This is a genomic window from Curvibacter sp. GW821-FHT09D12 (assembly GCF_059416245.1).
In genome coordinates this window covers 19,050-42,985 of the sequence record NZ_JBWKOU010000010.1, presented here as the reverse complement: position 1 = coordinate 42,985, position 23,936 = coordinate 19,050, and the positions used below count along the sequence as shown (strand labels likewise).

Annotated in this window: 19 protein-coding genes, 1 other RNA gene and 1 pseudogene; 11 read left to right on the top strand and 10 right to left on the bottom strand. The window is 63.0% G+C overall.

Annotation, left to right across the window (positions count from 1 at the left end; all coding sequences use genetic code 11):
• Positions 1-252 precede the first annotated feature (252 nt).
• A complete protein-coding gene (rho, locus tag AC07PT_RS17130) occupies positions 253-1,515 on the bottom strand; it encodes a transcription termination factor Rho (RefSeq protein WP_019573269.1) in 1,263 nt (420 codons plus the stop codon).
• 237 nt (positions 1,516-1,752) lie between these two features.
• Entirely contained in the window at positions 1,753-2,085 is a 333-nt protein-coding gene (gene trxA / locus AC07PT_RS17125) for a thioredoxin TrxA (protein ID WP_492346366.1), read from the bottom strand.
• A 245-nt stretch (positions 2,086-2,330) separates the two neighbouring features.
• On the opposite strand from trxA, the gene AC07PT_RS17120 reads away from it, so the two are divergent.
• The gene (locus AC07PT_RS17120; RefSeq protein ID WP_494657467.1) at positions 2,331-3,710 is read left to right on the top strand and encodes a TIGR03862 family flavoprotein; all 1,380 of its coding nucleotides are present in this window, start codon (positions 2,331-2,333) and stop codon (positions 3,708-3,710) included.
• A gap of 33 nt (positions 3,711-3,743) precedes the next feature.
• On the opposite strand, the gene AC07PT_RS17115 is transcribed toward AC07PT_RS17120, so the two are convergent.
• Together AC07PT_RS17115 and AC07PT_RS17110 are read right to left on the bottom strand one after the other, a co-directional pair.
• Positions 3,744-4,004, bottom strand: a complete 261-nt coding sequence (locus tag AC07PT_RS17115; RefSeq protein ID WP_492346368.1) for a hypothetical protein — start codon at positions 4,002-4,004, stop codon at positions 3,744-3,746.
• Between the two features lie 73 nt (positions 4,005-4,077).
• Positions 4,078-5,259, bottom strand: coding sequence for a GGDEF domain-containing protein (locus AC07PT_RS17110; protein ID WP_494657466.1), 1,182 nt, complete (start codon positions 5,257-5,259; stop codon positions 4,078-4,080).
• A gap of 199 nt (positions 5,260-5,458) precedes the next feature.
• Here AC07PT_RS17110 and AC07PT_RS17105 point away from each other — a divergent pair, with 199 nt between their 5' ends.
• The 4 genes from AC07PT_RS17105 to AC07PT_RS17090 all read left to right on the top strand — a co-directional run bounded on the left by AC07PT_RS17105 (position 5,459) and on the right by AC07PT_RS17090 (position 10,015).
• Positions 5,459-6,448, top strand: coding sequence for a potassium channel family protein (locus AC07PT_RS17105; protein ID WP_494657465.1), 990 nt, complete (start codon positions 5,459-5,461; stop codon positions 6,446-6,448).
• A gap of 50 nt (positions 6,449-6,498) precedes the next feature.
• The gene (locus tag AC07PT_RS17100; RefSeq protein WP_494657464.1) at positions 6,499-7,644 is read left to right on the top strand and encodes an ATP-grasp domain-containing protein; all 1,146 of its coding nucleotides are present in this window, start codon (positions 6,499-6,501) and stop codon (positions 7,642-7,644) included.
• 244 nt (positions 7,645-7,888) lie between these two features.
• Positions 7,889-8,728, top strand: a complete 840-nt coding sequence (locus AC07PT_RS17095; RefSeq protein ID WP_494657463.1) for a hypothetical protein — start codon at positions 7,889-7,891, stop codon at positions 8,726-8,728.
• Positions 8,729-8,752: 24 nt separating this feature from the next.
• Positions 8,753-10,015: a choice-of-anchor U domain-containing protein gene (locus tag AC07PT_RS17090; protein ID WP_494657462.1), complete on the top strand. Its 1,263-nt coding sequence runs from the start codon at positions 8,753-8,755 to the stop codon at positions 10,013-10,015.
• 1,089 nt (positions 10,016-11,104) lie between these two features.
• Here AC07PT_RS17090 and AC07PT_RS17085 read toward each other — a convergent pair.
• The 4 genes and pseudogenes from AC07PT_RS17085 to AC07PT_RS17070 all read right to left on the bottom strand — a co-directional run bounded on the left by AC07PT_RS17085 (position 11,105) and on the right by AC07PT_RS17070 (position 15,324).
• The gene (locus AC07PT_RS17085; RefSeq protein WP_494657461.1) at positions 11,105-12,718 is read right to left on the bottom strand and encodes a methyl-accepting chemotaxis protein; all 1,614 of its coding nucleotides are present in this window, start codon (positions 12,716-12,718) and stop codon (positions 11,105-11,107) included.
• Between the two features lie 137 nt (positions 12,719-12,855).
• A pseudogene (locus AC07PT_RS17080) lies at positions 12,856-14,493 on the bottom strand (DUF6538 domain-containing protein); the annotation flags it as partial.
• Positions 14,494-14,638: 145 nt separating this feature from the next.
• Positions 14,639-14,735, bottom strand: an RNA gene (gene ffs, locus AC07PT_RS17075) — signal recognition particle sRNA small type.
• Positions 14,736-14,793: 58 nt separating this feature from the next.
• Positions 14,794-15,324: a cytochrome b gene (locus AC07PT_RS17070; protein ID WP_492346374.1), complete on the bottom strand. Its 531-nt coding sequence runs from the start codon at positions 15,322-15,324 to the stop codon at positions 14,794-14,796.
• Positions 15,325-15,464: 140 nt separating this feature from the next.
• Between AC07PT_RS17070 and dnaX the strand changes: the two genes are divergently transcribed.
• From dnaX to AC07PT_RS17045, 5 genes are all read left to right on the top strand, one after another.
• Positions 15,465-17,675, top strand: coding sequence for a DNA polymerase III subunit gamma/tau (dnaX, locus tag AC07PT_RS17065; RefSeq protein WP_494657460.1), 2,211 nt, complete (start codon positions 15,465-15,467; stop codon positions 17,673-17,675).
• Between the two features lie 75 nt (positions 17,676-17,750).
• Positions 17,751-18,083, top strand: coding sequence for a YbaB/EbfC family nucleoid-associated protein (locus AC07PT_RS17060; RefSeq protein ID WP_027478655.1), 333 nt, complete (start codon positions 17,751-17,753; stop codon positions 18,081-18,083).
• A 46-nt stretch (positions 18,084-18,129) separates the two neighbouring features.
• Positions 18,130-18,723: a recombination mediator RecR gene (gene recR / locus AC07PT_RS17055; protein ID WP_492346376.1), complete on the top strand. Its 594-nt coding sequence runs from the start codon at positions 18,130-18,132 to the stop codon at positions 18,721-18,723.
• A 152-nt stretch (positions 18,724-18,875) separates the two neighbouring features.
• Entirely contained in the window at positions 18,876-19,298 is a 423-nt protein-coding gene (locus tag AC07PT_RS17050; protein WP_019573283.1) for an MAPEG family protein, read from the top strand.
• 161 nt (positions 19,299-19,459) lie between these two features.
• On the top strand, positions 19,460-20,509 hold the full coding sequence (locus AC07PT_RS17045) for an ABC transporter substrate-binding protein (RefSeq protein ID WP_494657459.1): 1,050 nt from the start codon (positions 19,460-19,462) through the stop codon (positions 20,507-20,509).
• 72 nt (positions 20,510-20,581) lie between these two features.
• Here the strand turns inward: AC07PT_RS17045 and AC07PT_RS17040 are convergent, their stop codons facing one another.
• A complete protein-coding gene (locus AC07PT_RS17040) occupies positions 20,582-22,183 on the bottom strand; it encodes a transglycosylase SLT domain-containing protein (RefSeq protein WP_494657458.1) in 1,602 nt (533 codons plus the stop codon).
• Positions 22,180-22,974: a hydroxyacylglutathione hydrolase gene (gene gloB, locus AC07PT_RS17035; RefSeq protein WP_494657457.1), complete on the bottom strand. Its 795-nt coding sequence runs from the start codon at positions 22,972-22,974 to the stop codon at positions 22,180-22,182. Before gloB ends, AC07PT_RS17040 begins: the two co-directional genes overlap by 4 nt.
• Before the next feature lie 146 nt (positions 22,975-23,120).
• On the opposite strand from gloB, the gene AC07PT_RS17030 reads away from it, so the two are divergent.
• Complete coding sequence (locus AC07PT_RS17030; RefSeq protein ID WP_492346381.1) at positions 23,121-23,933, top strand: class I SAM-dependent methyltransferase; 813 nt, start codon at positions 23,121-23,123, stop codon at positions 23,931-23,933.
• The last annotated feature ends 3 nt before the right edge of the window (positions 23,934-23,936 follow it).

Below are 23,936 nucleotides of genomic sequence, written 5' to 3'. Positions count from 1 at the left end.
CGGGGCCTTGCATTAGCGCAAGACGCCCCTGTTTGGGTTGATCTTCGACAGAAGACTGTCGACAGTTATCAACTTAGCAGGTTCCGGGCCAGGTTGAAACCGGTTGAAAACCCTGTGCCGGGCTGTCGCATGGGTGACTTTGGTGCCGTTTTGCACCCGCTTGAGGCGCTCGCGGGCAAAAAAAATCCCGCAGGCGGCAAGGCGTGCGGGATTCGGGTGCGCCCCTGATCGGGGCGCCGGGGCCGGGGCGGATCAGCCGCCGCGGCGCATCATGTCGAAGAAGTCGACGTTGGTCTTGGTGGCCTTCATGTTCTTGATCATGAGCTCCATCGACTCGATCTCGTCCATGTTGTACATGAACTGACGCAGGATGCGGGTCTTCTGCAGGATCTCGGGGGCCAGCAGCAATTCTTCGCGGCGGGTGCCGCTCTTGTTGAGCTCGATGGCCGGGAACACGCGCTTTTCGTACAGGCGGCGGCTCAGGTGGATTTCGCAGTTGCCGGTGCCCTTGAATTCTTCAAAGATCACTTCGTCCATGCGGCTGCCGGTGTCGACCAACGCGGTGGCGATGATGGTCAGCGAGCCGCCTTCCTCGACCTTGCGGGCCGCGCCAAAGAAACGCTTGGGGCGCTGCAGGGCGTTGGAATCGACACCGCCCGACAGCACCTTGCCCGACGAGGGCACCACGTTGTTGTAGGCACGGGCCAGACGGGTGATGGAGTCGAGCAGAATGACCACATCCTTCTTGAGTTCGACCAGGCGCTTGGCGCGTTCGATCACCATCTCGGCCACGTGCACGTGGCGGGCCGCTGGCTCGTCGAAGGTGGAGGCGATGATTTCGCCCTTCACCGAGCGCTGCATTTCGGTCACTTCTTCAGGGCGCTCGTCCACCAGCAGCACCATCAGGTGCACGTCGGGGTTGTTGGCCGTGATGGCGTGGGCGATGTGCTGCATCATCACCGTCTTGCCGCTCTTGGGCGGCGCCACGATCAGCGCGCGCTGGCCGCGGCCGATGGGCGAGATGATGTCGATGATGCGGCCGGTGATGTTTTCTTCGCTCTTGATTTCGCGCTCAAGCCGCATCTGTTCCTTGGGGAACAGCGGCGTGAGGTTTTCGAACATCACCTTGTGCTTGTTCTGCTCGGGCGGGCCGCCGTTGACGGCATCGAGCTTGGTCAAAGCAAAGTAACGCTCCCCGTCCTTGGGGGTGCGCACTTCACCTTCGATCATGTCGCCGGTGTGCAGGTTGAAGCGGCGCACCTGGCTCGGGGAGATGTAGATGTCGTCGGTGCTGGCGGTGTAGCTGCTGTCCGGGCTGCGCAGAAACCCGAAACCATCCGGCAGGATTTCCAGGACGCCGTCGGCGAACACCTGCTCGCCGGCCTTGGCGCGCTTCTTGATGATCGCAAACATCAGCTCCTGTTTGCGCATGCGGCCCGTGTTTTCGATCTCAAGCTCTTCGGCTTGCTTCAACACTTCAGACACATGGAGTGCCTTGAGTTCGTTCAAATGCATGGAGGGTCCTGCGTGGACTGACCCGGACAGGGGTCGCCAAAAAATCCCTTGCGGGCTGACTGATTCGGGGGAGGTTTGGGGGGAGGCGAGAGAGGCCTCGCAAACCGGACATTCGATTCGGAAGGTTGGTCTGCCGTCCGATGAATTGCGCTGATTATGACAGGAAAATCAGGCCGCCCGTTTCAGCGCAGCGGGCGCCTGCAAAACACGGCCCGCACAGGGCGGGCCGCTCGGGCATCAGGCCAGTTGCTGGTCGATGAAAGCCGTGAGCGCAGCCTTGTTCAGGGCGCCCACCTTGGTGGCGGCCAACTGGCCGTTCTTGAACAGCATCAGGGTGGGGATGCCGCGGATGCCGAACTTGGCCGGGATGTCGCGGTTTTCGTCGACGTTCATCTTGGCGATTTGCAGCTTGCCTTCGTAGCCGGTGGCCACTTCGTCCAGGATGGGGGCGATCATCTTGCAGGGGCCGCACCATTCGGCCCAGTAGTCGACCAGCACGGGCTTGTCGGCTTGCAGAACGTCGGCTTCGAAGGAGGCGTCGGAGATGTGTTTGATCAGGTCGCTGGCCATGGTGTCGTTTCCTTGGGATGAAGCGTAAGAAAAGGATAGATGCGCTGGAGTTGGCGGCATTGTGACAGAAACCAAGTCCTTTGATGGGGCATCGGGCGCCTATGGGTGACATAGGCAAAAGCCATCAGGCAGGTGTTGTGCGGACGGCCGTCGGGGAAAGCCCGGGGCGTGTCACGCATACTTGCAACCCGGGTGACGCCGCTGAGTGGTGTTCACCACGCCTTTTTTCTGATTTGCCTGCCTTCATGACTTCTGTTGCTTCTTCGACTTCTTCCGTGGCCTCTTCGGCTTTGGCTCCTGCGCATCCTGACGCGGCCCCTGTGGTGGTGATCGGAGGAGGCCCGGCCGGCCTGATGGCGGCCGAGGTGCTGGCCAGCGCCGGGGTGCCGGTACACCTGTACGACGCCATGCCTTCGGTGGGGCGCAAGTTTCTGCTGGCGGGCAAGGGGGGGTTGAACCTGACCCATTCCGAGCCGCATGACCCCTTCATGAGCCGCTATGCCGAGGCCAGGGCTGCGCTGGAGCCTGCGATGCAGGATTGGGGTGGGCCCGAGTTGCGGGCCTGGGCGGCGGGTTTGGGCATCGAGACCTTTGTGGGCAGTTCCGGGCGGGTTTTTCCGACCGACATGAAGGCCGCGCCGCTGCTGCGGGCCTGGCTGCATCGTCTGCGCGGCATGGGCGTGCAGTTCCACATGCGCCACCGCTGGCTGGGCTGGGACACCTCGGGGGCGCTGCTGCTGCAGGGCCCGCAAGGGCCGGTGGCGGTGGTGGCGCGGGCTGTGGTGCTGGCCCTGGGCGGCGCCAGTTGGGCGCGTCTGGGCTCGGACGGGGCCTGGGTGCCCTGGCTGCAGGCACGTGGCGTGGCCGTGGCACCGTTGCGGCCCTCGAATTGCGGCTTTGAAGTGGCTGCCACCGCCAATGGGCGGGGCGAATCACGGCGCGAATTCATGGGCGAATTGCTGGGCCACGAAGCCACGCCCAAGACCGGCTGGACCCCCTTCTTTGCCGAGCGTTTTGCGGGGCAGCCCTTCAAGTCGGTGGCTCTGCGCCATGTGGACGAGCAGGGCCAGTTGTTCGAGCGCCGCGGCGAGTTTGTGGCCACCGCCAGCGGGGTGGAGGGCAGCCTGATCTACGCGGTGTCACCGGCCTTGCGGCGTGGCATTGAACGGCACGGCAGCGCCACTTTCGAGTTGGATCTGCTACCCGACCACTCGGCAGAACGGGTCCTGGCCGAGGTACGCCACCCCCGCGGCTCGCGTTCGCTGTCCAGCCATCTGAAAGGGCGGCTGGGGCTGGAAGGCATCAAGATGGGCTTGCTCAACGAATTGCTGAGCCGGGAGCAGATGAACGATCCTGTCCAACTGGCGGCGGCCATCAAGGCACTACCCGTCACCGTGTTGGCAACCCGGCCGCTGGACGAGGCCATCAGCACCGCGGGTGGCGTGGCTTTCGAGGGCCTGGATACCGACCTGATGGTGCGCTCCTGCCCGGGCGTGTTCTGTGCCGGTGAGATGCTCGACTGGGAGGCCCCTACGGGTGGCTACCTGTTGACCGCCTGTGCGGCCACCGGGCGTCAGGCTGGCCAGGGAGTGTTGCGCTGGTTGGCCACGCAGATCACCGCCTGACCCGGGCAAGCGGGCCTTGCCATCGCCGGTGGCTTAGCGCCAGCCGCGGTGCCAGCCGTGGTCGGGGTGATGCCAGCCCCAGCCATAGCGGGGGTGCTGGACCCAGACCCAGCCCACGCCCGGACTGGCATAGGTGGGCGCCACATACACCGGGGCGGGCGCGACGTAGACCGGCCCAGGGTTCACCACCACAGGGCGTGCGGGCATGGGGGCCACGACACAGCCAGTGAGGCTGGCGCCGATGGCCAGTGCGGCCAAGGCGATCAGTGAGCGGGTGGGGGGCGTGTTGAGCATGTAAGACCTTTTGTCAGCATTCTGATACCGATAACGCCCAACGAATGGCGAGGTTGACCCTGTTACCGAGGCTTTACACGACCCGGTTGCGACCCCATTGCTTGGCTTGGTAGAGGGCATGGTCTGCCGCTGCGTAGAGGGTGTCGAAGCTGGCATCGGCATCAGGCGCCGTGCTGGCCAGGCCGATGCTGACGCAGATGGTCAGAGGACGACCCTGGACCCCGGCGGGGGTGTTCTGGACGCGCAGGCGCAGCTTTTCGGCCAGGATGCGCCCGGCTTCGGGGCGTGTGGCGGGCAGCAGCACGATGAACTCTTCACCCCCCAGGCGACCGACCAGATCGGTGCTGCGCACCGTGCCGGCACACAAGGTGGCGACATGGCGCAGCACCTCGTCGCCGGCAGGGTGGCCCCAGGTGTCGTTGACCCGTTTGAAGTGGTCCAGGTCCAGCAGCAGCAAGGTGGTGGGCGTGCCCTGACGCCGGGCCCGGGCCAGTTCGTTGCGCGTCAGCTCGACGAAGGTGGTCCGGTTGAGCAGGGCTGTCAGGCCATCGACCCGGGTCAGGCGCTCCAGCTCGCGCTGTTTGGTCTGCAGCGCCTGGTTGGCTTTTTCAAGGGCGCGCTGCTGCAAGGTGATCATGGCAAATTTGCGCCACAGCAACACCGACAGCGTGAGCCCCAGCAGGCAGGCGCACATGCCGTTGAGGCGGTTGGAGAGCAGGCTTTCGGGCTGGGCCTGCGTCAGGCCCAGGCCCGCCAGAAAGCCCAACGCCGCCAGGGCAAACAAGGCGGCCGATTCGCGCGGCCTCAGGTGCAGCAGCAGGCCCGCCAGCATGCTGCCCAACACAAAAGGGGTGATGTTTGGGGTGACCCACTGATCGATGCACGTGAGCACGGTGGCATAGGCCAACACGGTGATCAGCCAGGCCAGTGGCAACACCTGCCCCGCGAGGCGCCGGGCTCCGTGTCTCAGGTGGTGGTTCAGCCCCATGAAGGCGAGCATCAGCAGCGTCATGGTCAGGTGGGCCCAGAGCAATCCGAACAGCCAGTCGCGCGAGGTGCCGGCGCTCTCCAGCAACACCAGCCGAAAGGCAAAGATCAGGGTTGAGAGCGCACTCAGCCCTGCCAGCAGCGGCGTCAGCATCCGCATGCGGGCCAGGTTGATCTCACCGGCCTGGGAGGCTACTTGATCGTGCTCATGCGCCCATTGTCTGAGCTTGAACTTCAGGGCCGGTCTGTCGAGCAGGAGGGTTGACATGTTGAAGCGGAGCAAAAAGCAGACCATCAAGGATGATGGCAAACCACTCTAAACCGATTTGGGATCCTGCATCGTCTCCGTTGAACGGGTCGAAGTCAGTCCAAGCGGCTTGATTGGCCGGGTGAGTGGCACAATCCGGCCGATTCAATTCGGTGGTGCACCTTTGTCCAAACGCTTTCCCGGCAGACATTTCTCAGGCTTGGCCCGAGGTTTGGTGCTGTTGCTGCTGATTCAGATCGCCGGCACGCTGGGCTACCACTACATCGGAAGACCCACGGCCACCTGGATTGACAGCTTCTACATGACCTTCATCACCATCGCCACGATTGGCTATGGAGAGACGGTTGACCTGTCCACTCACCCCATGGGGCGCTTGTTCACCGTGCTGATTGCGGTGGTGGGCATCGGCACCATGAGTTACCTGTTTTCCACCATGGTGGCCTTGCTGGTGGACTACGACCTCAATGCGGCCATCAGGAGACGGCGGATGCAAAAGGAACTGGACCGCCTCAGCGGTCATTACATTGTGTGCGGCATCGGGCGGGTGGGCTCCAATGTGGCCGACGAACTGGACCTGACCCGGCGCCGCTACGTGGTGGTTGAAACCGATCGCCAGGTGCTGGATTCGTGGCTGGAGCACCACCCCGACGCGCTGTACCTGCACGAGGACGCGGCAGACGATGAAGCCCTGCTGCGCGCCGGCCTCAGCCGTGCGGCCGGGGTGTTTGCCGTCACGGGCGACGACAGTCACAACCTGATGGTGTCGCTGTCGGTCAAGCTGATCAACCCGGCGGTGCGGGTGGTGGTGCGGCTGCACGACATCCGCAACGAGAAAAAAGCCCGTCGGGCGGGCGCGGACGAGATCGTGTCACCCGACTTCACCGGCGGCATGCGCATCGCCTCGGCCATGGTGAGGCCGCATGTGGTCAATTTCATGGATCAGATGTTGCACAGCGACGAGGCCATGCGGGTGGAGGAACTGGTGCTGCCAGCGGGCTTTGTGCCTTGCGCGCTGAGCGAGGCCGTGCCTCGCTCGCGCGACTATGTGGTGCTGGCCGCCCACGAAGGCGGGGCTTGGATTTTCAATCCCGATGAAAGCCATTGGCTGCAGCCGGGCAATACCCTGGTGCTGATGACGAGCCCCCAGGGGCGCGAGGCGCTGGAACGGCGTTTCAGCCAGCCCGCCTGAATCGAACAGGTGAAGGCACGAACGGTATGCACATGCCTCGTTTGGTGCCCATGAACCTCCCCGCCATCCCGGGGGCGTTGGGCCTGAGCCGCTGCACAGCGCAGCAATGGCCCCAACTGCTTCAGCAGACCGGTGCCGAGCCTGATCTGGCCAATTTCTACATGCGCCTGCACTATCAGATGTTGGGCCTTGGCGACACCGAATTGGCGATGGAAATGCAGCAACAGGCCTTGCAGAACCGCACGGTCTTTCGCATCGAAGGCTGCGCAGAGCCGCGCTTGCGTTTGTTGGTGCTGATGGGGCCCGGAGGCATGATGGACAACACGCCAGTTGACTTCCTTCTGGAGGACAGCGACATCGAGTTGACCCTGCTGTATGTCCTGCCCGAGGCCCCATGGCCTGATGCCCTGCCTGAGCACGATGTGGCCTTTGTGGCGCTGGCCTCGTCGGGCCGCAACGACGCAAGCCTGCACCGCATCGAGCAGTTGCTTCTGCATTGGCCTCGTCCGGTCTTGAATCGGCCCGAGCACCTTCGAAACTGCTTGCGCGACCAGCTAGGCCGTCTGCTCGGCGGCATTCCTGGGCTGCTGCTGCCGCGGACGCGGCGGCTTTCTCGTGCCGATCTGCTGCGATGGACGGAACTGCCTTGCACCGTCCGGCCGCTGGGCACCCAGGGCGGCCAGGGGCTGGCCCGGATCGGGTATCTCAGCGACCTGCAGCACTACCTCGCCCAACACGCCGAAGCCGAGTTCTACGTGTCGCAGTTCATCGACAGTTCGGGCCCGGACGGCCTCTATCGCAAATGCCGCATCGCGCTCATCGAGGGGCAGGCCTATGCCTGCCACATGGCGATCTCGTCCCATTGGATGGTGCATTACTACTCGGCACCGATGACTCAACAAGCCGCACTTCGCGTCGAAGAAGCTGATTTCATGCAAGGTTTCGAGGCGGGCTTCGGGCGTCGGCACGCCGGCGCCCTGACCGAAATCGCCCGGCGCATGGGACTGGACTACCTCGTGCTGGACTGCACTGAAACCCAAGACGGTCAACTGCTTCTGTTCGAAGCGGACAACCAGAGCTGGATTCACGACACCGACCCTGCCGGCCTCTTCCCTTACAAGTCGGCGGTGATGCAAAAGGCATTTGATGCGTTTCAACGGATGCTGTTCAGGGCGGCGGGCCGGGATGTGGGCTGAAGGCGCTGCTTGGGCACCCGTGCTTTCAGTCGCTTGAGTTGATCAAAGACGCAAAGACGGCGAGAACGGTGGGGCCACGTTGCGGAACCATTCAAACCAACCTTATTGCAAAAATTCGTAACAACATTGATCATGATGCTTGAGCATCAAGGTTGCGTCGGATTACCCAGTTATGAGGGTACTCTGATCGACGCCGGTTCTACGGCTTGACGCCGGTGGCCCCCTTCAACGAAACGGATCTGACATGTTTACACCTGTGATTCGAGTTTTTTGGTTCAGAGGTTTGGTCCGCGGGAGCCTCTGGGTGGCTGCGTTGGTACTGGCGTTTCCGCTGCTGGGCCATGCGCAGGCCACTCGAACCTGGGTTTCGGGCGTTGGGGACGATGCCAACCCCTGCTCGCGGACGGCGCCGTGCAAAACCTGGGCTGGTGCCATTTCCAAGACGGCAGCAGGTGGCGAAATTGATGCGCTCGACCCTGCCGGCTTTGGTGCGCTGACCATCACCAAGGCCATCACATTGGATGGCGGTGGCGGACAGGTGGCTAGCGTACTGGTGGCGGGAACCAACGGGATCGTTGTTGCTGCGGGTGTCAATGACGCTGTGATTCTGCGAAACCTTCGCTTCAACGGCCTGGCCGGGACTGGATCGCCGGGCTTGTCGGGCATTTTGTTCACGAGCGGTGCCAGCCTGCGCATTCAAAACGTCCAGGTCGACCGCTTCGGCTCGAATGGGATTTCCATCAGCGTCTCAAGCGGGGCGCCATTGGTTGAAATTCTGGACACCACCGTGAGTAACTCTGGCAATGGTTTGGCGGTAAACGTGACTGGAGGAACGGCCACGGTTTCTGTGGAGCGCTCCAGGTTCATCATGAGCCTGACCACTTGCAATCCTGTGACACCTTGCGGCAATGGGGTGTTGGCTGCTGGCTCGGGTGCCTCGGTGCAACTATCGAACTCCGTGGTTTTCGGCAATCCTGTGGGTATCAACCCCAGCGGCGGCGGTGTCATCAACAGCTTCGGGAACAACCAGGTTCAAGGAAATACAAGCAACGGTAGCTTCTCAGGCACCGTGTCCAACAACTGATGGCTCATAAAGAAGGGCAGCATCATGAACAAGCTGCGGCAGTTGTTGTGGTGCCAGGCGATTGTGCTTGGCGTGTGTTGCATGTTTTTTGGCAGTCCTGCGTGGGCTCAGGCAAGCCGAACCTGGGTTTCGGGAGTTGGCGATGATGTCAACCCCTGCAGCAGAACTGCCCCATGCGCAACACTTGCGGGCGCCCTTTTGAAAACAGCAAGCGGTGGCGAGGTTGATTTTCTGGACCCCGGGGTTTTTGATGGGAGCCAAATCGGCGGCAGCGCCGCGACACCGGCCACAGTCACCATCACGCAGCCCGTCACCATTGATGGTGGTGGTGGTCAAGTGGCTGCCCTGGGCGGCATCGCCGCGGCCGACTCACTGGTCATCAACCTGAGCAACCCGGCGGCAGGCGCGGTGATTCTGCGCAATCTCAGCTTCAACGGCTATGGAGGTACAGGCAACAATGGCATTCGACTGAAATCAGCCACCAACCTGGTGCTGGAACATGTCGATGTGTTCGGCTACGCCCAAAATTGCTTGCTCGTGGAGGCCGGCGCAGCGGGGGCCCTGGTTGATGTCTCGGATTCAACCTTTTCAAATTGCGCGGTAGGCGTTGCCAACCAAGCCGCTGCCCTGCTGAATCTGGGGCAAACCAGCATATTCTTCAACAGCACGGCGGGCGTGGCCTCCAACAATGCGCAGGGCGGTGTTCTGTCCTTCAACTCATTCAATCAAAACAACCAACAGAACTCCAATGTAGCGACCTATGTCAGTGGCACAGGTGCCTCGCTCAGCGGTGGCAATGGTGGTTGCGCCTTCAATACTCAGCAATTCGTCATCCCATCCAGTGTGGGGGGCAGTGGTCCACCGGCAGGGGTTCAGGTGGCTGGGGCGGGTTTTCAGTTCACCACCAACAACTGTGGATCTGGGGCCACCATCACCATCACGCTCAATTTCGCGCAGGCACTGCCCTCGGGTACCGTTTTATACAAATATGGCCCTGCCACGGCCGGGGCGTCCAGTTCGACCTGGTTCCAGGTGCCCGGGGTGGTGTTCAGCAACAACGGCCAAAGTGTCAGTTTCAGCGTCACTGACAACGGCGTTGGCGACAGCGATCCGACTTTAGGCCTGATCGCTGATCCGGTTGTTCCGGTGATCCCTCCGTCAACCTCCATACCGGCAATGTCCCCCCTCGGTTTGATGGGGACAGCCTGTTGTCTGGCGCTGCTCGGCGCATGGGGTTTTCGCGTTCGTCGGCAGGGCTCAGGCAGTGTTGGATCGCGCAAGTCGTGACACTGCCTGTGCGCAGGCTTGTCGATGAGACCTTGAACCAGCCGGAGAGCCAAAACCAGATTGCCCAGCGTGTGAGGTGCTCAGGCGGGTTTCAATGGCTTGGCATCTGCTGCATGCTGGGTCCCATGAGCCACCCTGAGGTTCAGGGTTTGATGCCAGGCAAGAGTGCTGCAAATCGTCATCTTGCGCCGGTGGCCCGGACCAAGTGCTTGAAAGCCAACGATTTGTGAGAAGAAGTTGACGAGCCTTACCGCTGCCAAAAATTCAGAATATTTCAATTAAATCAACAACTTAGGTGATATTATTTTCCCTCAAGTGATACACCTCGGGGTCACTGCGAAGCTCCATTATTCCCGCATCCGGGAGTGTCAACCACGCTGAGTTGAGCATGGGGGCTTGAGCGCTTCAGACCTCCTTCACCCAGATGATCCGGCCCGCGCCGCTTGGCGCAGTCATCAACCTCAACCGGATCAATTCACATGACACTGACCACCGCTACCCGCACCATCGAAATCTCTTGGGGCTCCCTCTACCTGAACTTCCCCCGCTTCGGGTTGCATGTTCAGCGGGATGCAACGGCACCCGTTCTGGGGTTCGAGAGGGTGGCTTCCAGGGCCATTGCTGGGCTTCTGGACAGGCACCCTGAGTGGGAGGTTGCTGTGGTTGCCGATTCGGCGTACCTCCGTGAAGTCTAGGACCTGGGATTGGTCTGATCCAGGGTGAGGGGGAATTTGTCTCCCCATGTATTAGGAGACCTGCATCAGGTGGATCAAGTGTTTTTGGACCTGTCAAGACCTACCTTGAGGCCTGCCTGAAGGTGGCCTGCTGGGGCCACGGTAAGACCACATGAGAGGGGGCCAGCAGATGGCCTTCAGGTGCTACCCGGGGGAGGGGGAATCTAAGTTCCTCCTCATCAATGAGGCTCCCTGAGATGGGCCTGAAGATGGGCTACTGGTGCCACCTTGAGACCACCTCAGCAGGGTCCAGTACGTGGTCCTCAGGTAGGGGGTGACCTATGCGTCCAGTGGTCTTCAACCCGCTGGGAGGGCATGAGGCGGTCGCTACCCTGCCCCACGATCGCACTGGCGCTCAGGCAGGCAATGCCCGTGCGTAGCCAAGAGCCCCTTGAGAACGAGTTGGCAGGTGCCCGGCGAGCTTGAAGGTTGCCACGACCTCAGCCAAAGCGGCTGCTTGACTGCGCAAGCTGGCGGCTGCGGCAGCACTCTCCTCGACCAAGGCCGCGTTCTGCTGGGTGACCTGATCGAGCTGATTCACCGCGTCACCCACTTGGGCGATGCCGCTCGATTGCTCATGGGAGGCGTTCGAGATTTCGTTGATCAACAAACCCACCCGCTTCACCTGCTCCACGATCTCGATCATGCTGTGGCCTGCTTCGTCAACCAACTGGGTTCCGGCTTCGACCTTCTCGACACTGCCGCCAATGAGGGTCTTGATTTCCTTGGCTGCTTCGGCTGAACGCTGGGCCAAGGAGCGAACCTCACTCGCGACCACGGCGAAGCCCCGGCCCTGTTCGCCTGCACGGGCGGCTTCAACGGCTGCATTCAGAGCCAGGATGTTGGTTTGGAAAGCGATTCCGTCGATGGTGCCGATGATGTCGCTGATCTTGTTGGAGGCCGCAGAGATTTCCTGCATCGTCTTGACGACTTGACCCACGACCTCGCCACCCTTCTCAGCAGCATGGGATGCATCCGTTGCCAGCCGGTTGGCCTGCTGCGCGGTGTCCGCATTCGTCTTCACTGTGCTGGTCAACTGCTCCATCGAGGCGGCTGTTTGCTGGAGGTTACTGGCTTGTGACTCGGTACGCTGGCTCAAGTCCGCGTTCCCGGTTGCAATCTCGGATGAGCCCGTTGCGATGCTGTCGCTACTGTTGCGAACTTGGGTCACCACCTCAACCAAGCGGTCGTTCATGTGCTTGAGCGACAGCAGAAGTTCCGCTGGTTCGTCCTTGCCTTCAACATGAATTTCAGAGGTCAGGTCACCATGTGCCACGGCCTCTGCGATGACCACGCTTTCGGCGAGTGGTTGAACAATGGAGCGGGTTGTCACGATGGAAAGCAAGACCCCTAGGACGACGGCAAAAATGATGACTCCGACCGATATCCAAATAGTGCGCGTGAACGAAACCTCGGATTCCCTTGTTGAGTTGGCTGCTCCCTCAAGATTGATGTCAATCGAGCGGTTCACTGCTGTCATGAGATTGGTGAAGTCGTTCTTGATGGGGCCATTGGCAAACTGCCGAGCCTCGTTCAATGAGCCCTCTCCTGCGTCGGAAAGTGCGTACTGCTTGGCAAGCAACTCTTTGTAGGTGGCCCAGAGTTCCATGTCCTTTTCGTAGGCTTTGCGCTCCTCCGGCGTGGCGATCATCGGCTCGTATTCTTTGAGCAGAGCAGGCACGTGCTTGTCGATGATCTCCTGAATCTGGTCGTGATACTCCTTCTTCTCCTGTGGAGTCGAGGCCAAAACATGGTTTAGCGAGTAGCGACGGACTGCCGTGAATTCATTCCGGATTTCGCCAAGAACTTTGACACTGGGCAGCCAGTTGGTGGCGAGGTCGTTTGTGTAGAAGTGGGCTTGTTGACCCTGGTAGATCCCCAATGCCCCCAGGCCGATGAGTAAAGCAACCAACAGACCAAAGACCGCAGACAGTCGAGTTCCGATCTTGAATTGACGAAGAAGACCCATCGCATTGCTCCTATTTTTGGGCGGGGAAGTTTGTTTTGCTACTGAAAAGTGTGCATCATTTGTGTCAATTTTCCCAAATTCTTCACACAAGGTTTACGTGGGCATTACGGCCACAGAGACCCTGTAGTCGCAGAGGTTTAGCTCAGTTTCGGAAGCTGTAGGTGCGGGTACTGGATCGCTTCCACAGCGGCCTGAATCTCTTTCGGGGTCCAGTGACCATAGACCACGGTGCCCACGCTTCCCCGCGCTTTGTGCCCGGTCACCTTGTCCTGGGTCTCCTCCGAGAACCCTGCCTGACGCATCAGGGGGCGGACTGTATGCCTGAAGCAATGGAAGTCGGGGCGTGACTCTGTGAGACCCAGTGAGTGCCGATGGTCCTTGAACCACCGTCCGAAGAAGTCACTGGGTTTACCTTCACGTATCCGCATCGCGGGCCAAAGTGAGTGACTGCCCGAGGCCTGGACAGTCTCCACATAGTCCAGGAACCCGAGGCGGATGAGTTCGCTGTGAATCGGGACGCTGCGATGGCCTGCCTCGCTCTTGATGCTCTGGCCTTCGCCCTCGTCGGTCAAGACCAGGATGGGGATGCCTTCCATGGACTGGATGTCCCCGGTTCGCAACTGACACAGCTCACCCAGGCGGGCACCCGTGAACAGCCCCAGCAGGGGCACCCAGTAGGCCGCCTCTCGGCCCGAGAAGTTGTGGTCGGGCAGGGTGTCTTGCTGATACAGGGGGGAGCCAAAGAACAGTTGAAGCTCCGCTGAAGACCACGGGCGGCGCTTGTTCGTGGTGGTGGCCTTGATGTCCAGCCCTCGCCACGGTTGCTTGGGCAGCCACTCCAGGGTCTCGGTGGCGTACTTCAGCAGGGACTTGATGGCCGTGAGGCGGTCGTGGGCGGTCTTCGGGGTGTTGCAGTTCTCCAGGAGCCATGCCCGGTACTGATCCCCCAGGTCGCCATTGAACTCCGTCAGGGGCTTGTTCGGGTGCTGGCTCTCAAACTGGCTCATAGCCCGCCCATAGGCCGCTATGGAGTCCTCGGAGCGAGGGGTAGCCCCCGATGCTTTCCAGCGCTCGAAAACGGCTCTGAGGGTCTTGGGTGCGTCCTGAGCTGGCCTCGGGGTCACGATGGTGGCAGGCGAGGGTGTCGGGGTGGGGATGGCTTTGCCCTTGTTCCGTTCGAGGATGTCATCCCAGGCCTTTTGCCGGGCTTGTAAGCACAGCGCCAGCGCCTCCTTCACTCCGGGGGTATGCAGGGAGTAGGTCAGACCCAGTTCCCGGGCCTCCTTCTCCATCATGGGAATCATCACGCTCAGGCGTTGCCGTGCGGCTGCTGCGGCGGCCCCTTGGGCGAAGCCTTCGCTGAGGCGGACCAGGGCCTGGAACTCCGTGTCATTGAGGCCATCCAGGGCGTTTCTGGGTGGGCGCTTCTCGGGCGGGTCGAAGATGCGCGGGGCGCTCTTGTCGATGCCCAGGACGTAGGCAATCTCGTTCAAGACCTCGGGCTCTTGGCGCATGGTGTCATCCTCCATGAGCACCCGTGCATAGACCCGTTCGGCCAGATGCTGGGCCAACTCGGGGGAGATGCTGTCCAGCTTGCTGGGGGAGAGTTCCCGGCGCTTGGCCTCAAACACTGAGACCCATTCGGCCCGCTTCAGGGTGGCGAGGCGGACGGCTTCTTTCCGGTCCGAGGTGTTCAGGGCGAGGGTAAGGCGGTCCTTGCCGAAGGCCTCTTTGAGGTCCTTGGGGACGATGATGCGGACGTACCAGCGAGACTCCCGAAGGTGGAGTCCTTCGACTTATGCCATGTCAGTTCCCGGGGCAAAACGTTGGGAAAGTGACACAGCGAAGTGATACAGGAGGGGGCTTGTAAGTGCTTGTCAGACCTTAAGTTATTGATCTGCAAACACTTTTTGGTTGAAAGTTGACGAGCCTTACCCCCGGCACTGGCTCCACAGTTAGGGCTGCTTGGTTCCCCACCTGACCCGGTTGGCCGCTTCACCATGCGGGGAGGCCCGTCAGCGACGAGTATATGCGATGGCGAAGGGTGTTCCGGGCAATGGCCGCTCAGGTTGGCGTCAATGTTTGGTCGTGTGTTGCCAGGGCAGCATGCGCAGCAAGGTGTTGTCGCGCACGACATAGTGATGCAGCAGTGCAGCGGCGGTGTGCAGGCCGACCAGCAGGTAGCCGATGGTGGCGCCGGTTTCGTGCAGTTCCATCAGGGTGTGGGCCAATGCCTTGTCCGGGGCCACCAGGGGCGGCAATTCGATGCCCCAGAAGAAGGGGATGGTGCGGCCCTTGGCGCTGAGTACGGCCCAGCCCAGCAGGGGCATGGCGATCATCAGCAGGTAGAGCAGGCCCTGCACGGCGTGGCTCAGGCCGGTTTGCCAGCGGGGCGGTGCTGGGGTGATGGCGGGGGTGCGGTCGACCCAGCGCAGCACCAGGCGCAACCAAACAAGCACGAACACGGCCAGGCCGAGGCGGAAGTGCCAGGCCACCAGGCCTGCCCTGAGCGGATCACCCTTGGGGAACAGCTCGTGCAGCTCGACGCAGATCACCAGGGCGACCAGCAGGAAGGCCATGAACCAATGCAGTGCCAAGCTGGGCATGCCGTATCTGTTTTTGGGTGTCAAGGAACGCATGGAGGAACTCCCTCGCTTCAAAAAGGGTTATTTTGAGCCAGAGGCCTGAAGCCAATGTGAAGAGGCTGGTGCCAAGGGGCTGGCCGGGGCACATAGAATCTCACCCCATGTCCTATCTTGTGCTCGCCCGAAAGTACCGCCCCCGCAATTTCACGGAAATGGTGGGGCAAGAGCACGTGGTGCAAGCCCTGGGCAACGCCTTGCAGACCCAGCGCCTGCACCATGCCTACTTGTTCACGGGAACCCGTGGGGTGGGCAAGACCACGGTGTCGCGCATCCTGGCCAAGTCGCTCAACTGTGTGGGCCCCGATGGGCAGGGGGGCATCACCAACACGCCTTGCGGGGTGTGTCAGGCTTGCACCGACATCGACAGCGGTCGCTTTGTGGATTACACCGAGCTTGATGCGGCCTCCAACCGGGGGGTGGATGAGGTTCAGTCCCTGCTGGAGCAGGCGGTCTACAAACCTGTGCAGGGGCGCTTCAAGGTCTTCATGATCGACGAGGTGCACATGCTGACCAACACCGCGTTCAACGCGATGTTGAAGACGCTTGAAGAGCCGCCCGAGTATCTCAAGTTCGTGCTGGCCACCACCGATCCACAGAAGGTGCCGGTCACGGTGCTTTCGCGTTGCCTGCAGTTCAATCTGCGGCCCATGGCGCCCGAGACGGTGCTGGAGCACCTCACCCGGGTGTTGGCCCTGGAGTCGGTGCCTGCCGAAGAAGGCGCCTTGCGATTGCTGGCCAGGGCCGCCCGGGGCTCGATGCGTGACGCGCTGTCCTTGACGGACCAGGCCATCGCCTTTGGCAGTGGCGAATTGCTGGAAACCGGCGTGCGGCAGATGCTGGGCAGTGTGGACCGCAGCCATGTGTTTCGCGTGATTGCAGCCCTGGCGGCCAGCGATGGCCGCAGCGTTGTCGAGACCACCGATGCCCTGCGCCTCAATGGCTTGTCGGCAGCCTCCACGCTGGAAGAGATGAGCGCTGTGCTGCAACGCATGGCGGTGTTTCAGGCGGTGCCGCAGATGGCTGCCGCCTTGGACCCGACCGACCCTGAGGCGGGCGAGATCGCGCGTCTGGCCGAGCTGCTGCCCCCTGACGAGACCCAGTTGCTTTACAGCATGTGTCTGCATGGCCGCGCCGAGCTGGGGCTGGCCCCCGATGAATACGCGGCCTTGACCATGGTGTTGCTGCGTTTGCTGGCCTTCAAGACAGGCCACCCACGCAGCGAAACCGGCTTGGCTGAAAAAAAAACTCTGAAACCGGCGTCAGCAGCCCCTGAGCCTGCTGCAGCGGCGGTTCAGACGCCCGCAGTGGTGGCTTCCAAGCCTGCTTCTTCACCCGACTCCGTGCCTTTCGCTGCGCCTGTTTCGGCACCACCGGCTGCCGCTGCTGTGGCTCCGCGGGTGGTCGCGCCAGCCCCCGTGCAGGCCAGCACGCCAGCCCCATCGTCCGAGCCTGTCGTTCGCACCGCCGCGGCTGAGGCACCGTCTTTGCCCAGGCCGGCCCCGGTGAGCATGACGCCGGTCTCTGTGAGGTCTGTAACCCCTGGCGCCCCGATTGCCCCGATTGCCCCAGCAGCCCCAGTGGCCCCGTCGCCACCGCCCGCGCAAGCCGCAGCGCCGGCGCCGAGCCCCGAGCCCACGGCTCAGGACGGCCGTTGGAGCGAGTCGTCCGACGACGGCGATGCCGGCGGGCCGCCGCCGTGGGCCGATGAGTGGCCCGACGATGGCTCGGTGGCCGTGACCCCGGTGCCGACCCGCGGCGTGTCCTTGCCCGTCCGTGAACCCGGCGATTCGCCGTCCGGCGCAGGGGCCGGTTTACCGCCTCCCGAGCTGATGGCCGTGCCGGTGCGCGTGCAACCCGAGCCGGGTGAGCGCACGCAGGCCCGTTACGACGTGCATGCAGCTTCCAGGGTGGCCCCCACCTTCACCCCGACCGAAGACGGCGAGTTCTGGCACACCACGGTGCAGCAGCTGGCGGCGGCCGAGGCCATCACCGCCCTGGTGCGTGAGCTGGCGCTGCAGTCCCAACTGGTGGCGCGGGATGGCCAGCACTGGATGTTGCGGGTCGAGCGCGAGTCGCTCAACCAACCCAACAGCCGTGAGCGCCTGCGCCAGGCCTTGCAACAAGCCGGCCTGGCCAGTCAGATCACGGTCGAGTTGGGGGTGGTGATCGACAGCCCGGCGCGGCGCAATGCGGCGGCGGCGGCGGCGCGGCATAAGCTGGCCGAGGAGATCATCCTGGGTGATCCTTTTGTGCAATCGGTCATGCGCGACTTTGGCGCGAAAATCGTGCCCGGCAGCATCAAGTCGGCCTGATGGGGCCGACAGTTGCTGAGGCCTTGAATTTTTCTGTTCTTTTCTTCAATCACTTTCCTAGAAAGACTTCCGATCATGTTCAACAAGGGACAACTCGCCGGCCTCATGAAGCAGGCCCAGGCCATGCAGGACAACCTCAAGAAGGCCCAGGAAGAACTCGCCCACATCGAAGTCGAAGGTGAGTCGGGCGCGGGCCTGGTGAAGGTGCTGATGACCTGCAAGCACGACGTCAAGCGCGTCACCATCGACCCCAGCCTGCTGGCCGATGACAAGGACATGCTTGAAGACCTGGTGGCGGCGGCTTTCAATGCGGCCGTGCGCAAGGCCGAGGAAACCTCGGAGCAGAAGATGTCCAAGCTCACGGCCGGCATGCCTGGCCTGCCAGGCGGCATGAAGTTCCCGTTCTGAGATCCACCGCCTTGTCTTTGCTGGGCCGCATTGCGGCACTGAGGCCATGAGTTCGGACACGCACTCGCTGGACGCGCTGGTGCAGGCGTTGCGACGCTTGCCGGGGGTGGGCGTCAAGTCGGCCTCACGCATGGCCTATCACCTGTTGCAAAACGACCGTGAGGGCGCTCAGATGCTGGCCCATGCCCTGCTTGAGGCCAGTGCCAGCATGCGCCATTGCGAGCGCTGTCACACCTTCACCCAGCAGCCGGTGTGTGCCACTTGCCTCGATCCGGCACGCGATGCCACACGCCTGTGCGTGGTCGAGTCGCCGGCAGACCAGGCTGCGCTGGAGCGCACCGGGGCCTACAAGGGCCTGTACTTTGTGCTGTTGGGCCGCATCAGCCCGCTGGATGGCATCGGGCCCCATGAGATCGGGATCGATCTGTTGTTTCAGCGGGCCTGTGATGGCGTGGTGCAAGAGGTGATCCTGGCCACCAATTTCACTGCGGAAGGTGAAGCCACCGCCCATGTGGTGGGCGAGGGCCTGCGCACCCGCGGACTGCGGGTGACACGCCTGGCCCGCGGGGTGCCGGTGGGCAGCGAGTTGGAATACGTGGACCTGGGCACCATTGCCCACGCGCTGGCGGATCGTCGTTGAGGGTCCCCGGAGTCGCCAGTGCGTCCTTTCTGCCTTCGGCACCTGTCGACCCGTGATGTAATGAGGGGTTAGGCTCTACCGAGCCACGCCATGCCTGGGCCATGGCAGGCCCTTGCGCCCACGGGACAGCCCCGCGAGATCAGATTTCTGTCATGAACACTCTTCATTTCGTCCGTTTCACGGTCGCCTACTGGTGCCTGCTGGCGGCCGCGCTGCTTCCCTATGTGTGTGCCGGCATTGCCAAGTCGGGCTTGCTGGGCAAGCCTCGCAACCAGGGCGGTTACGACAACGACCACCCTCGTCAATGGATGGCCCGGCAGACCGACTGGCGGGCGCGGGCCAATGCAGCCCAGGCCAACAGCTTCGAGGGCCTGCCGTTTTTCATGGCGGCGGTCATCATTGCGCACCAGCTTGGCGCGGCACAGACCTTGCTCGACATCCTGGCCTTTCTGTACGTGCTGACCCGCGTCCTCTACATCACGATGTATGTCGGTGGTCTTTCCAGTGCCCGCAGCGCGGCCTGGGCTGTGGGGATGTTGTTGAACCTGGTGATTCTTTTCATCGGTTACCACTGAATGCCCTGGCAGAACAGAGCACTTGCTACGGTCTTGAAATGGCCGTGACACAGGCAGATGGCACACTGTGGTCCCAACCCGCACGGCGTGAATCCGATGCGGGTATTTTTTTCATTCCGTCGTATGTTGAAGCGTTACCAGCCCCGTGAGGAGATTTCAGGATGAGGCCGCCCCTGGGGCTGAACCGCCGTGTGTTCGGCGGCGTTCTGACGCTGGCGGCCACGGCTTTGGCCACCCCGCTGTTGCGGGCCCAGGCCGCGCCGGAGCGCAGCACGGTGTCGATTGCGGTGGGTGGCAAGGCCACGTTCTATTACCTGCCGCTGACCATCGCTGAGCAACTGGGGTATTTCAAGGCCGAAGGCCTGGACGTACAGATTCTTGATTTCCAGGGCGGTGCCCGGGCCTTGCAGGCCTTTGTCGATGGCGGAGCCGACATTTGCTCAGGCGCCTTCGAGCACACGTTGCGCCTGCAAAGCCGTGGCCTGCCCGTCAAGGCCTTTGTGCTGCAGGGGCGGGCCCCACAGGTGGTGGTGGGGGTGTCGCACCGCACCTTGCCGCGCTACAAGGGCCTGGCGGATCTGCGTGGGCGTCGCATCGGGGTGTCCACCCCTGGCTCGTCCACCGACACGGTCTGCCGCCTGCTGTTGGCCCGTGCCGGCCTGCCCATGGCCGACATCAACACGGTGGCGGTGGGGGTGGGCAGCAGCGCGCTCGCCGCCTTGCGCTCGGGCAGCATTGACGCGCTGAGCAGCGTGGACCCCGTGATGACGATGCTGACCCAGAAGAACGAGGTGCAGGTGGTGGCCGACACCCGCACCCTGCGTGGCAGCGCCGAGGTGTTTGGTGGCCCCATGCCGGCCGGGTGTCTGTTTGCCCCTGTGGCCTTCATCCAGAAGAACCCGCGCACGGTGCAAGCCATGACCTATGCGATGGTCCGGGCGCTGAAGTGGTTGCAGACGGCCGGCCCGTCCGACCTGTTGCAAGCGGTGCCCGAGAGCTACCTGCTGGGCGACCGGGCGCTGTATCTCGCGGCTTTTGGCAAGATGCGTGAGGCCATCTCGCCCGATGGGCTGGTGCCGGACGACGGCCCTCGCACCGCGTTGCGAGCCCTGGCGGCGGTGGATCCCTCGATCCGCCCTGAACGCACGGAACTCACACGCCTCTACACCAACGAATTTGCCCGGCGGGCCAAAGACCTGCTCAAGGCCTGAAGGCGGTCGCCAAGGCATTCAAGCAACAGGCTGCCTGGCGCCGTTGGCGCCGTGCTGAAGGCGGCAAGTGGCTCAGCGCTTGTGGCGGGATGAGGCTGCTGCTGGCGTGCCCCGGCTGGGTGCCGCCGCACTGCGTGCTGGCTGGCGTGTGGGTCGGCTGCTGGTGTTGGACACCGCGGCGCGCGAGGGCGGGCTCTTCGCATGGCTGGCCGAGCCACTGTGGCTGGCGAAGCTCGTGGTGCGTGGCTGGTAGGGCAGGTACACGATCACCGACTGGCCCACCTTGAAGGCCGCCGAGGTCTTGGTGTCGTTCCAATCGGCCACTTGCCCGACGGTGAGCTTGTAGCGCTGGGCGATGCTGAGCACGGTGTCTTTGCGGCCGGCCTTGACGACCGTGCGGCGGGTGGTGATTTCGGGCGCCAGTGCCAGTTGGCCGGCATCGGCAACGAGGCTGCCCACGTCGTTGTCGAGTGCGCCCAGCCGCGGCACGATCAGCGCTGAACCCGCCTTGATCAACATGCGGGGCGGGATGTTGTTCACGTTGCGCAGGTCGTACTCGCTCATGCCCACGCGTTGGGCGGCCGAAGCCACCGACATGGTGCTGGGGGCCGTCCAGGCTGTCCAGGTGGCCAGGCGCTCGTGGTAGGTCTCAAGGTTGCGCTTGAAGATGGTGGCGTTGTCCCAGGGCAGCAGAATCTGCGGCGTGCCAGCCGCGAGAATCACAGGGCGGTGCACCGAAGGGTTGAGCGCCTTGAAGTCGTCCAGCGGCACCTCGGCCAGCTTGGCGGCCAGGGCGACGTCGATATCGCCCGGGATGTCCACCGTTTCGAAATAAGGGTGGTTGGGGATCAGGGCCAGTTCGGCGCGGAACAGCTCCGGGTTGGCCACGATGTTTTTCACGGCCTGCAGCTTGGGCACGTAATAACGGGTTTCGTTGGGCATGCTCAGGTCGACGTAGCGGGTGCCCAGGCCTTGCTTCTGGTTGCGCGCGATGGCCCGTGCCACGCTGCCTTCGCCCCAGTTGTAGGCAGCCAGGGCGAGGTGCCAGTCGCCAAACATGTTGTAGAGCTTTTGCAGGTAATCGAGCGCAGCCCGGGTGGAGGCCAGCACGTCGCGCCGGTCATCGCGAAAAACGTTTTGCTTGAGGTCGAAGGTGGTTCCGGTGGCGGGCATGAACTGCCACATGCCGGCAGCCTTCGCCGATGAGACTGCCTGCGGGTTGAAGGCACTTTCGATGTAGGGCAGCAGGGCCAGTTCGGTGGGCATGCCACGGCGCTCAAGTTCTTCGACGATGTGGAAGAGGTACTTGCGCGAACGCTCGGTCATGCGGTTGAGGTAGTCGGGCCGTGCGGTATACCACTGCTCCCGGTCGTGCACGAGGTCGGTCTCGAGGTCGGGCATGGCAAAGCCGGCCCGGATGCGCTCCCAGATGTCGGATGGTGCCGCCAGCTGGGCTACGGGGCGCGAGTACGCTTCGGCCGCAGCAATCGGTTGCAAGGGGTTGGCTCCCCCCAGCGTCATGGTCATGGGGGAGCGGGGCGCGGACGGTCGGGTGGCAGCGCTGGTCGTGCTGGAGGCGGTTGCCTCCGGGCTGGCCGGGTTGGGGTTGGGTGCGCTGGCACAGCCGGTCAGCCACAACAGGGCGGCCAGGCAGGCCGCGGTGAGCAATTTCATTTGAAGTCGTTTTTCCATTCGCGCAGTTGCGCGAACACGGCGGCGTCGTCGGCGCCGGAGGTGTCTGGGGCCTGAGCTTGCACGGCCTCGATCACCGAGGGCAGGCGCGAGCGCAGGAAGGGGTTGATGGATTGCTCCAGAGCGATGGTGGACGGCAGGGTGGGTTCGTGCCGAGCACGCCGTGCGATGCATTGGGCCTGGTGATCGACCAGGGCCTGGTTGTGGGGTTCGACGGCCAGCGCAAAACGCAGGTTCGACAGGGTGTACTCGTGGGCGCAGCACACTCGGGTGTCGCCTGGCAGGGCGCTCAGACGGTCCAGCGACGCCAGCATCTGGGCCGGGGTGCCTTCAAACAGGCGACCGCAGCCGCCCGAGAACAGGGTGTCGCCACAAAAGAGCAGGGGGCCTGACGGTTCGCTGCCAGGGCGCTCCAGGTAGTAGGCAATGTGCCCCGCCGTGTGGCCGGGTACGCCAATCACCTGAAAATCATAGCCGGCGGCCTCCAGGCGGTCACCCGCGTTCAGCCGGGTGACGGGCTCGGGTAATTTTTCGCCTGCGGGGCCCAGCACGCGGGCGCCGGTCTGGGCCTGCAAGGCGGACACACCGCCGGTGTGATCGGCATGGTGGTGGGTCAGCAAAATGGCCTCCAGCTGGAGGCCGGGGTGACCAGCCAGGGCGTCCAACACGGGCTGGGCATCGCCCGGATCGACCACCAGTGCCCGCCGACCGTCGTGCAGCAGCCAGATGTAGTTGTCCGCAAAAGCCGGCAGGGGAATGAGATGTGTGGTCATGGACGGGCGGATTATAGAAAGTTGAGGGGCTGGCAGGGGGATGGCAGGCGCTATGCTCTGGGGCTTGTCCCCGGTGCGTCTGTTCCGGGTTTCACGGCACCGACCCGCGTGCCCAAGCCGCCGAGTTTCGCATTTTCAGCCCGCTCATGCAGTCGCTTCACGAATGGTTTCAGACCCCGCCCGGGCGCTACCTGATGGCCTGGGAGCAGGCGCGCATCGATGCGGCGGTGGCTGATATTTTTGGCTACCACAGCTTGCAGCTGGGTCTGCCCGAGCTGGACGCCCTGCGGCGCAACCGCATGCCGCACCAGTGGCTGGCCGTTGACAGCGCCGCGGTACAAGCCGCCCCGGGTGGCCTGCGCGCAGCCCTGGTGACAGATTTTGCAGCGCTGCCTTTTCCGGAGGCCAGTCTTGATCTGGTGGTATTGCCCCACACACTGGAGGTGTCGCACGACCCGCACACCACTTTGCGCGAGGTGGCCCGGGTGCTGGTACCGGAGGGGCGGGTCGTGATCTGCTGCTTCAACCCGACCAGCCTGTGGGGGGCGCGGCAACGGCGCGAGCACCTGTATCAACGCTTTGGCTGCGGGCAGTTGTACCTGCCAGGCGCGGGGGATTTTCTGGGCTACCTTCGGCTGCGGGATTGGCTGCGGCTGTTGAGTTTTGAGGTCGAAGAGGCCGACTTCGGCTGTTACCGGCCTGCGGTCGACAGCGACCAGTGGCTGCGTCGGTTTGAATGGATGGACCGAGCCGGCCCGCGCTGGTGGCCGATTTTCGGCGCGGCCTATTGCTTGGTGGCCGTCAAACGCGTACGGGGCATGCGCCTGCTGGGGCCAGCCTGGAAGACCTCACGTCGCCCGGCGGGCGTGTCAGTGCCCGCCGTGAACCGCCAGCATCACCAACCCACCCAGGCGGCTGGCCAGCCGTCGGTGTCTCGTTTTGAATCAGAAGGATTTTGAGTT

Coding starts and splice junctions, on each gene's coding strand:
- AC07PT_RS17090 (WP_494657462.1), top strand. CDS start 8,753: ATGAACAAGCTGCGGCAGTTGTTGTGGTGCCAGGCGATTGTGCTTGGC.
- trxA (WP_492346366.1), bottom strand. CDS start 2,085: ATGGCCAGCGACCTGATCAAACACATCTCCGACGCCTCCTTCGAAGCC.
- AC07PT_RS17060 (WP_027478655.1), top strand. CDS start 17,751: ATGTTCAACAAGGGACAACTCGCCGGCCTCATGAAGCAGGCCCAGGCC.
- rho (WP_019573269.1), bottom strand. CDS start 1,515: ATGCATTTGAACGAACTCAAGGCACTCCATGTGTCTGAAGTGTTGAAG.
- recR (WP_492346376.1), top strand. CDS start 18,130: ATGAGTTCGGACACGCACTCGCTGGACGCGCTGGTGCAGGCGTTGCGA.
- AC07PT_RS17100 (WP_494657464.1), top strand. CDS start 6,499: ATGAACCTCCCCGCCATCCCGGGGGCGTTGGGCCTGAGCCGCTGCACA.
- AC07PT_RS17030 (WP_492346381.1), top strand. CDS start 23,121: ATGCAGTCGCTTCACGAATGGTTTCAGACCCCGCCCGGGCGCTACCTG.
- gloB (WP_494657457.1), bottom strand. CDS start 22,974: ATGACCACACATCTCATTCCCCTGCCGGCTTTTGCGGACAACTACATC.
- AC07PT_RS17070 (WP_492346374.1), bottom strand. CDS start 15,324: ATGCCCAGCTTGGCACTGCATTGGTTCATGGCCTTCCTGCTGGTCGCC.
- AC07PT_RS17040 (WP_494657458.1), bottom strand. CDS start 22,183: ATGAAATTGCTCACCGCGGCCTGCCTGGCCGCCCTGTTGTGGCTGACC.
- AC07PT_RS17045 (WP_494657459.1), top strand. CDS start 19,460: ATGAGGCCGCCCCTGGGGCTGAACCGCCGTGTGTTCGGCGGCGTTCTG.
- AC07PT_RS17050 (WP_019573283.1), top strand. CDS start 18,876: ATGAACACTCTTCATTTCGTCCGTTTCACGGTCGCCTACTGGTGCCTG.
- AC07PT_RS17095 (WP_494657463.1), top strand. CDS start 7,889: ATGTTTACACCTGTGATTCGAGTTTTTTGGTTCAGAGGTTTGGTCCGC.
- AC07PT_RS17110 (WP_494657466.1), bottom strand. CDS start 5,259: ATGTCAACCCTCCTGCTCGACAGACCGGCCCTGAAGTTCAAGCTCAGA.
- AC07PT_RS17115 (WP_492346368.1), bottom strand. CDS start 4,004: ATGCTCAACACGCCCCCCACCCGCTCACTGATCGCCTTGGCCGCACTG.
- dnaX (WP_494657460.1), top strand. CDS start 15,465: ATGTCCTATCTTGTGCTCGCCCGAAAGTACCGCCCCCGCAATTTCACG.
- AC07PT_RS17120 (WP_494657467.1), top strand. CDS start 2,331: ATGACTTCTGTTGCTTCTTCGACTTCTTCCGTGGCCTCTTCGGCTTTG.
- AC07PT_RS17085 (WP_494657461.1), bottom strand. CDS start 12,718: ATGGGTCTTCTTCGTCAATTCAAGATCGGAACTCGACTGTCTGCGGTC.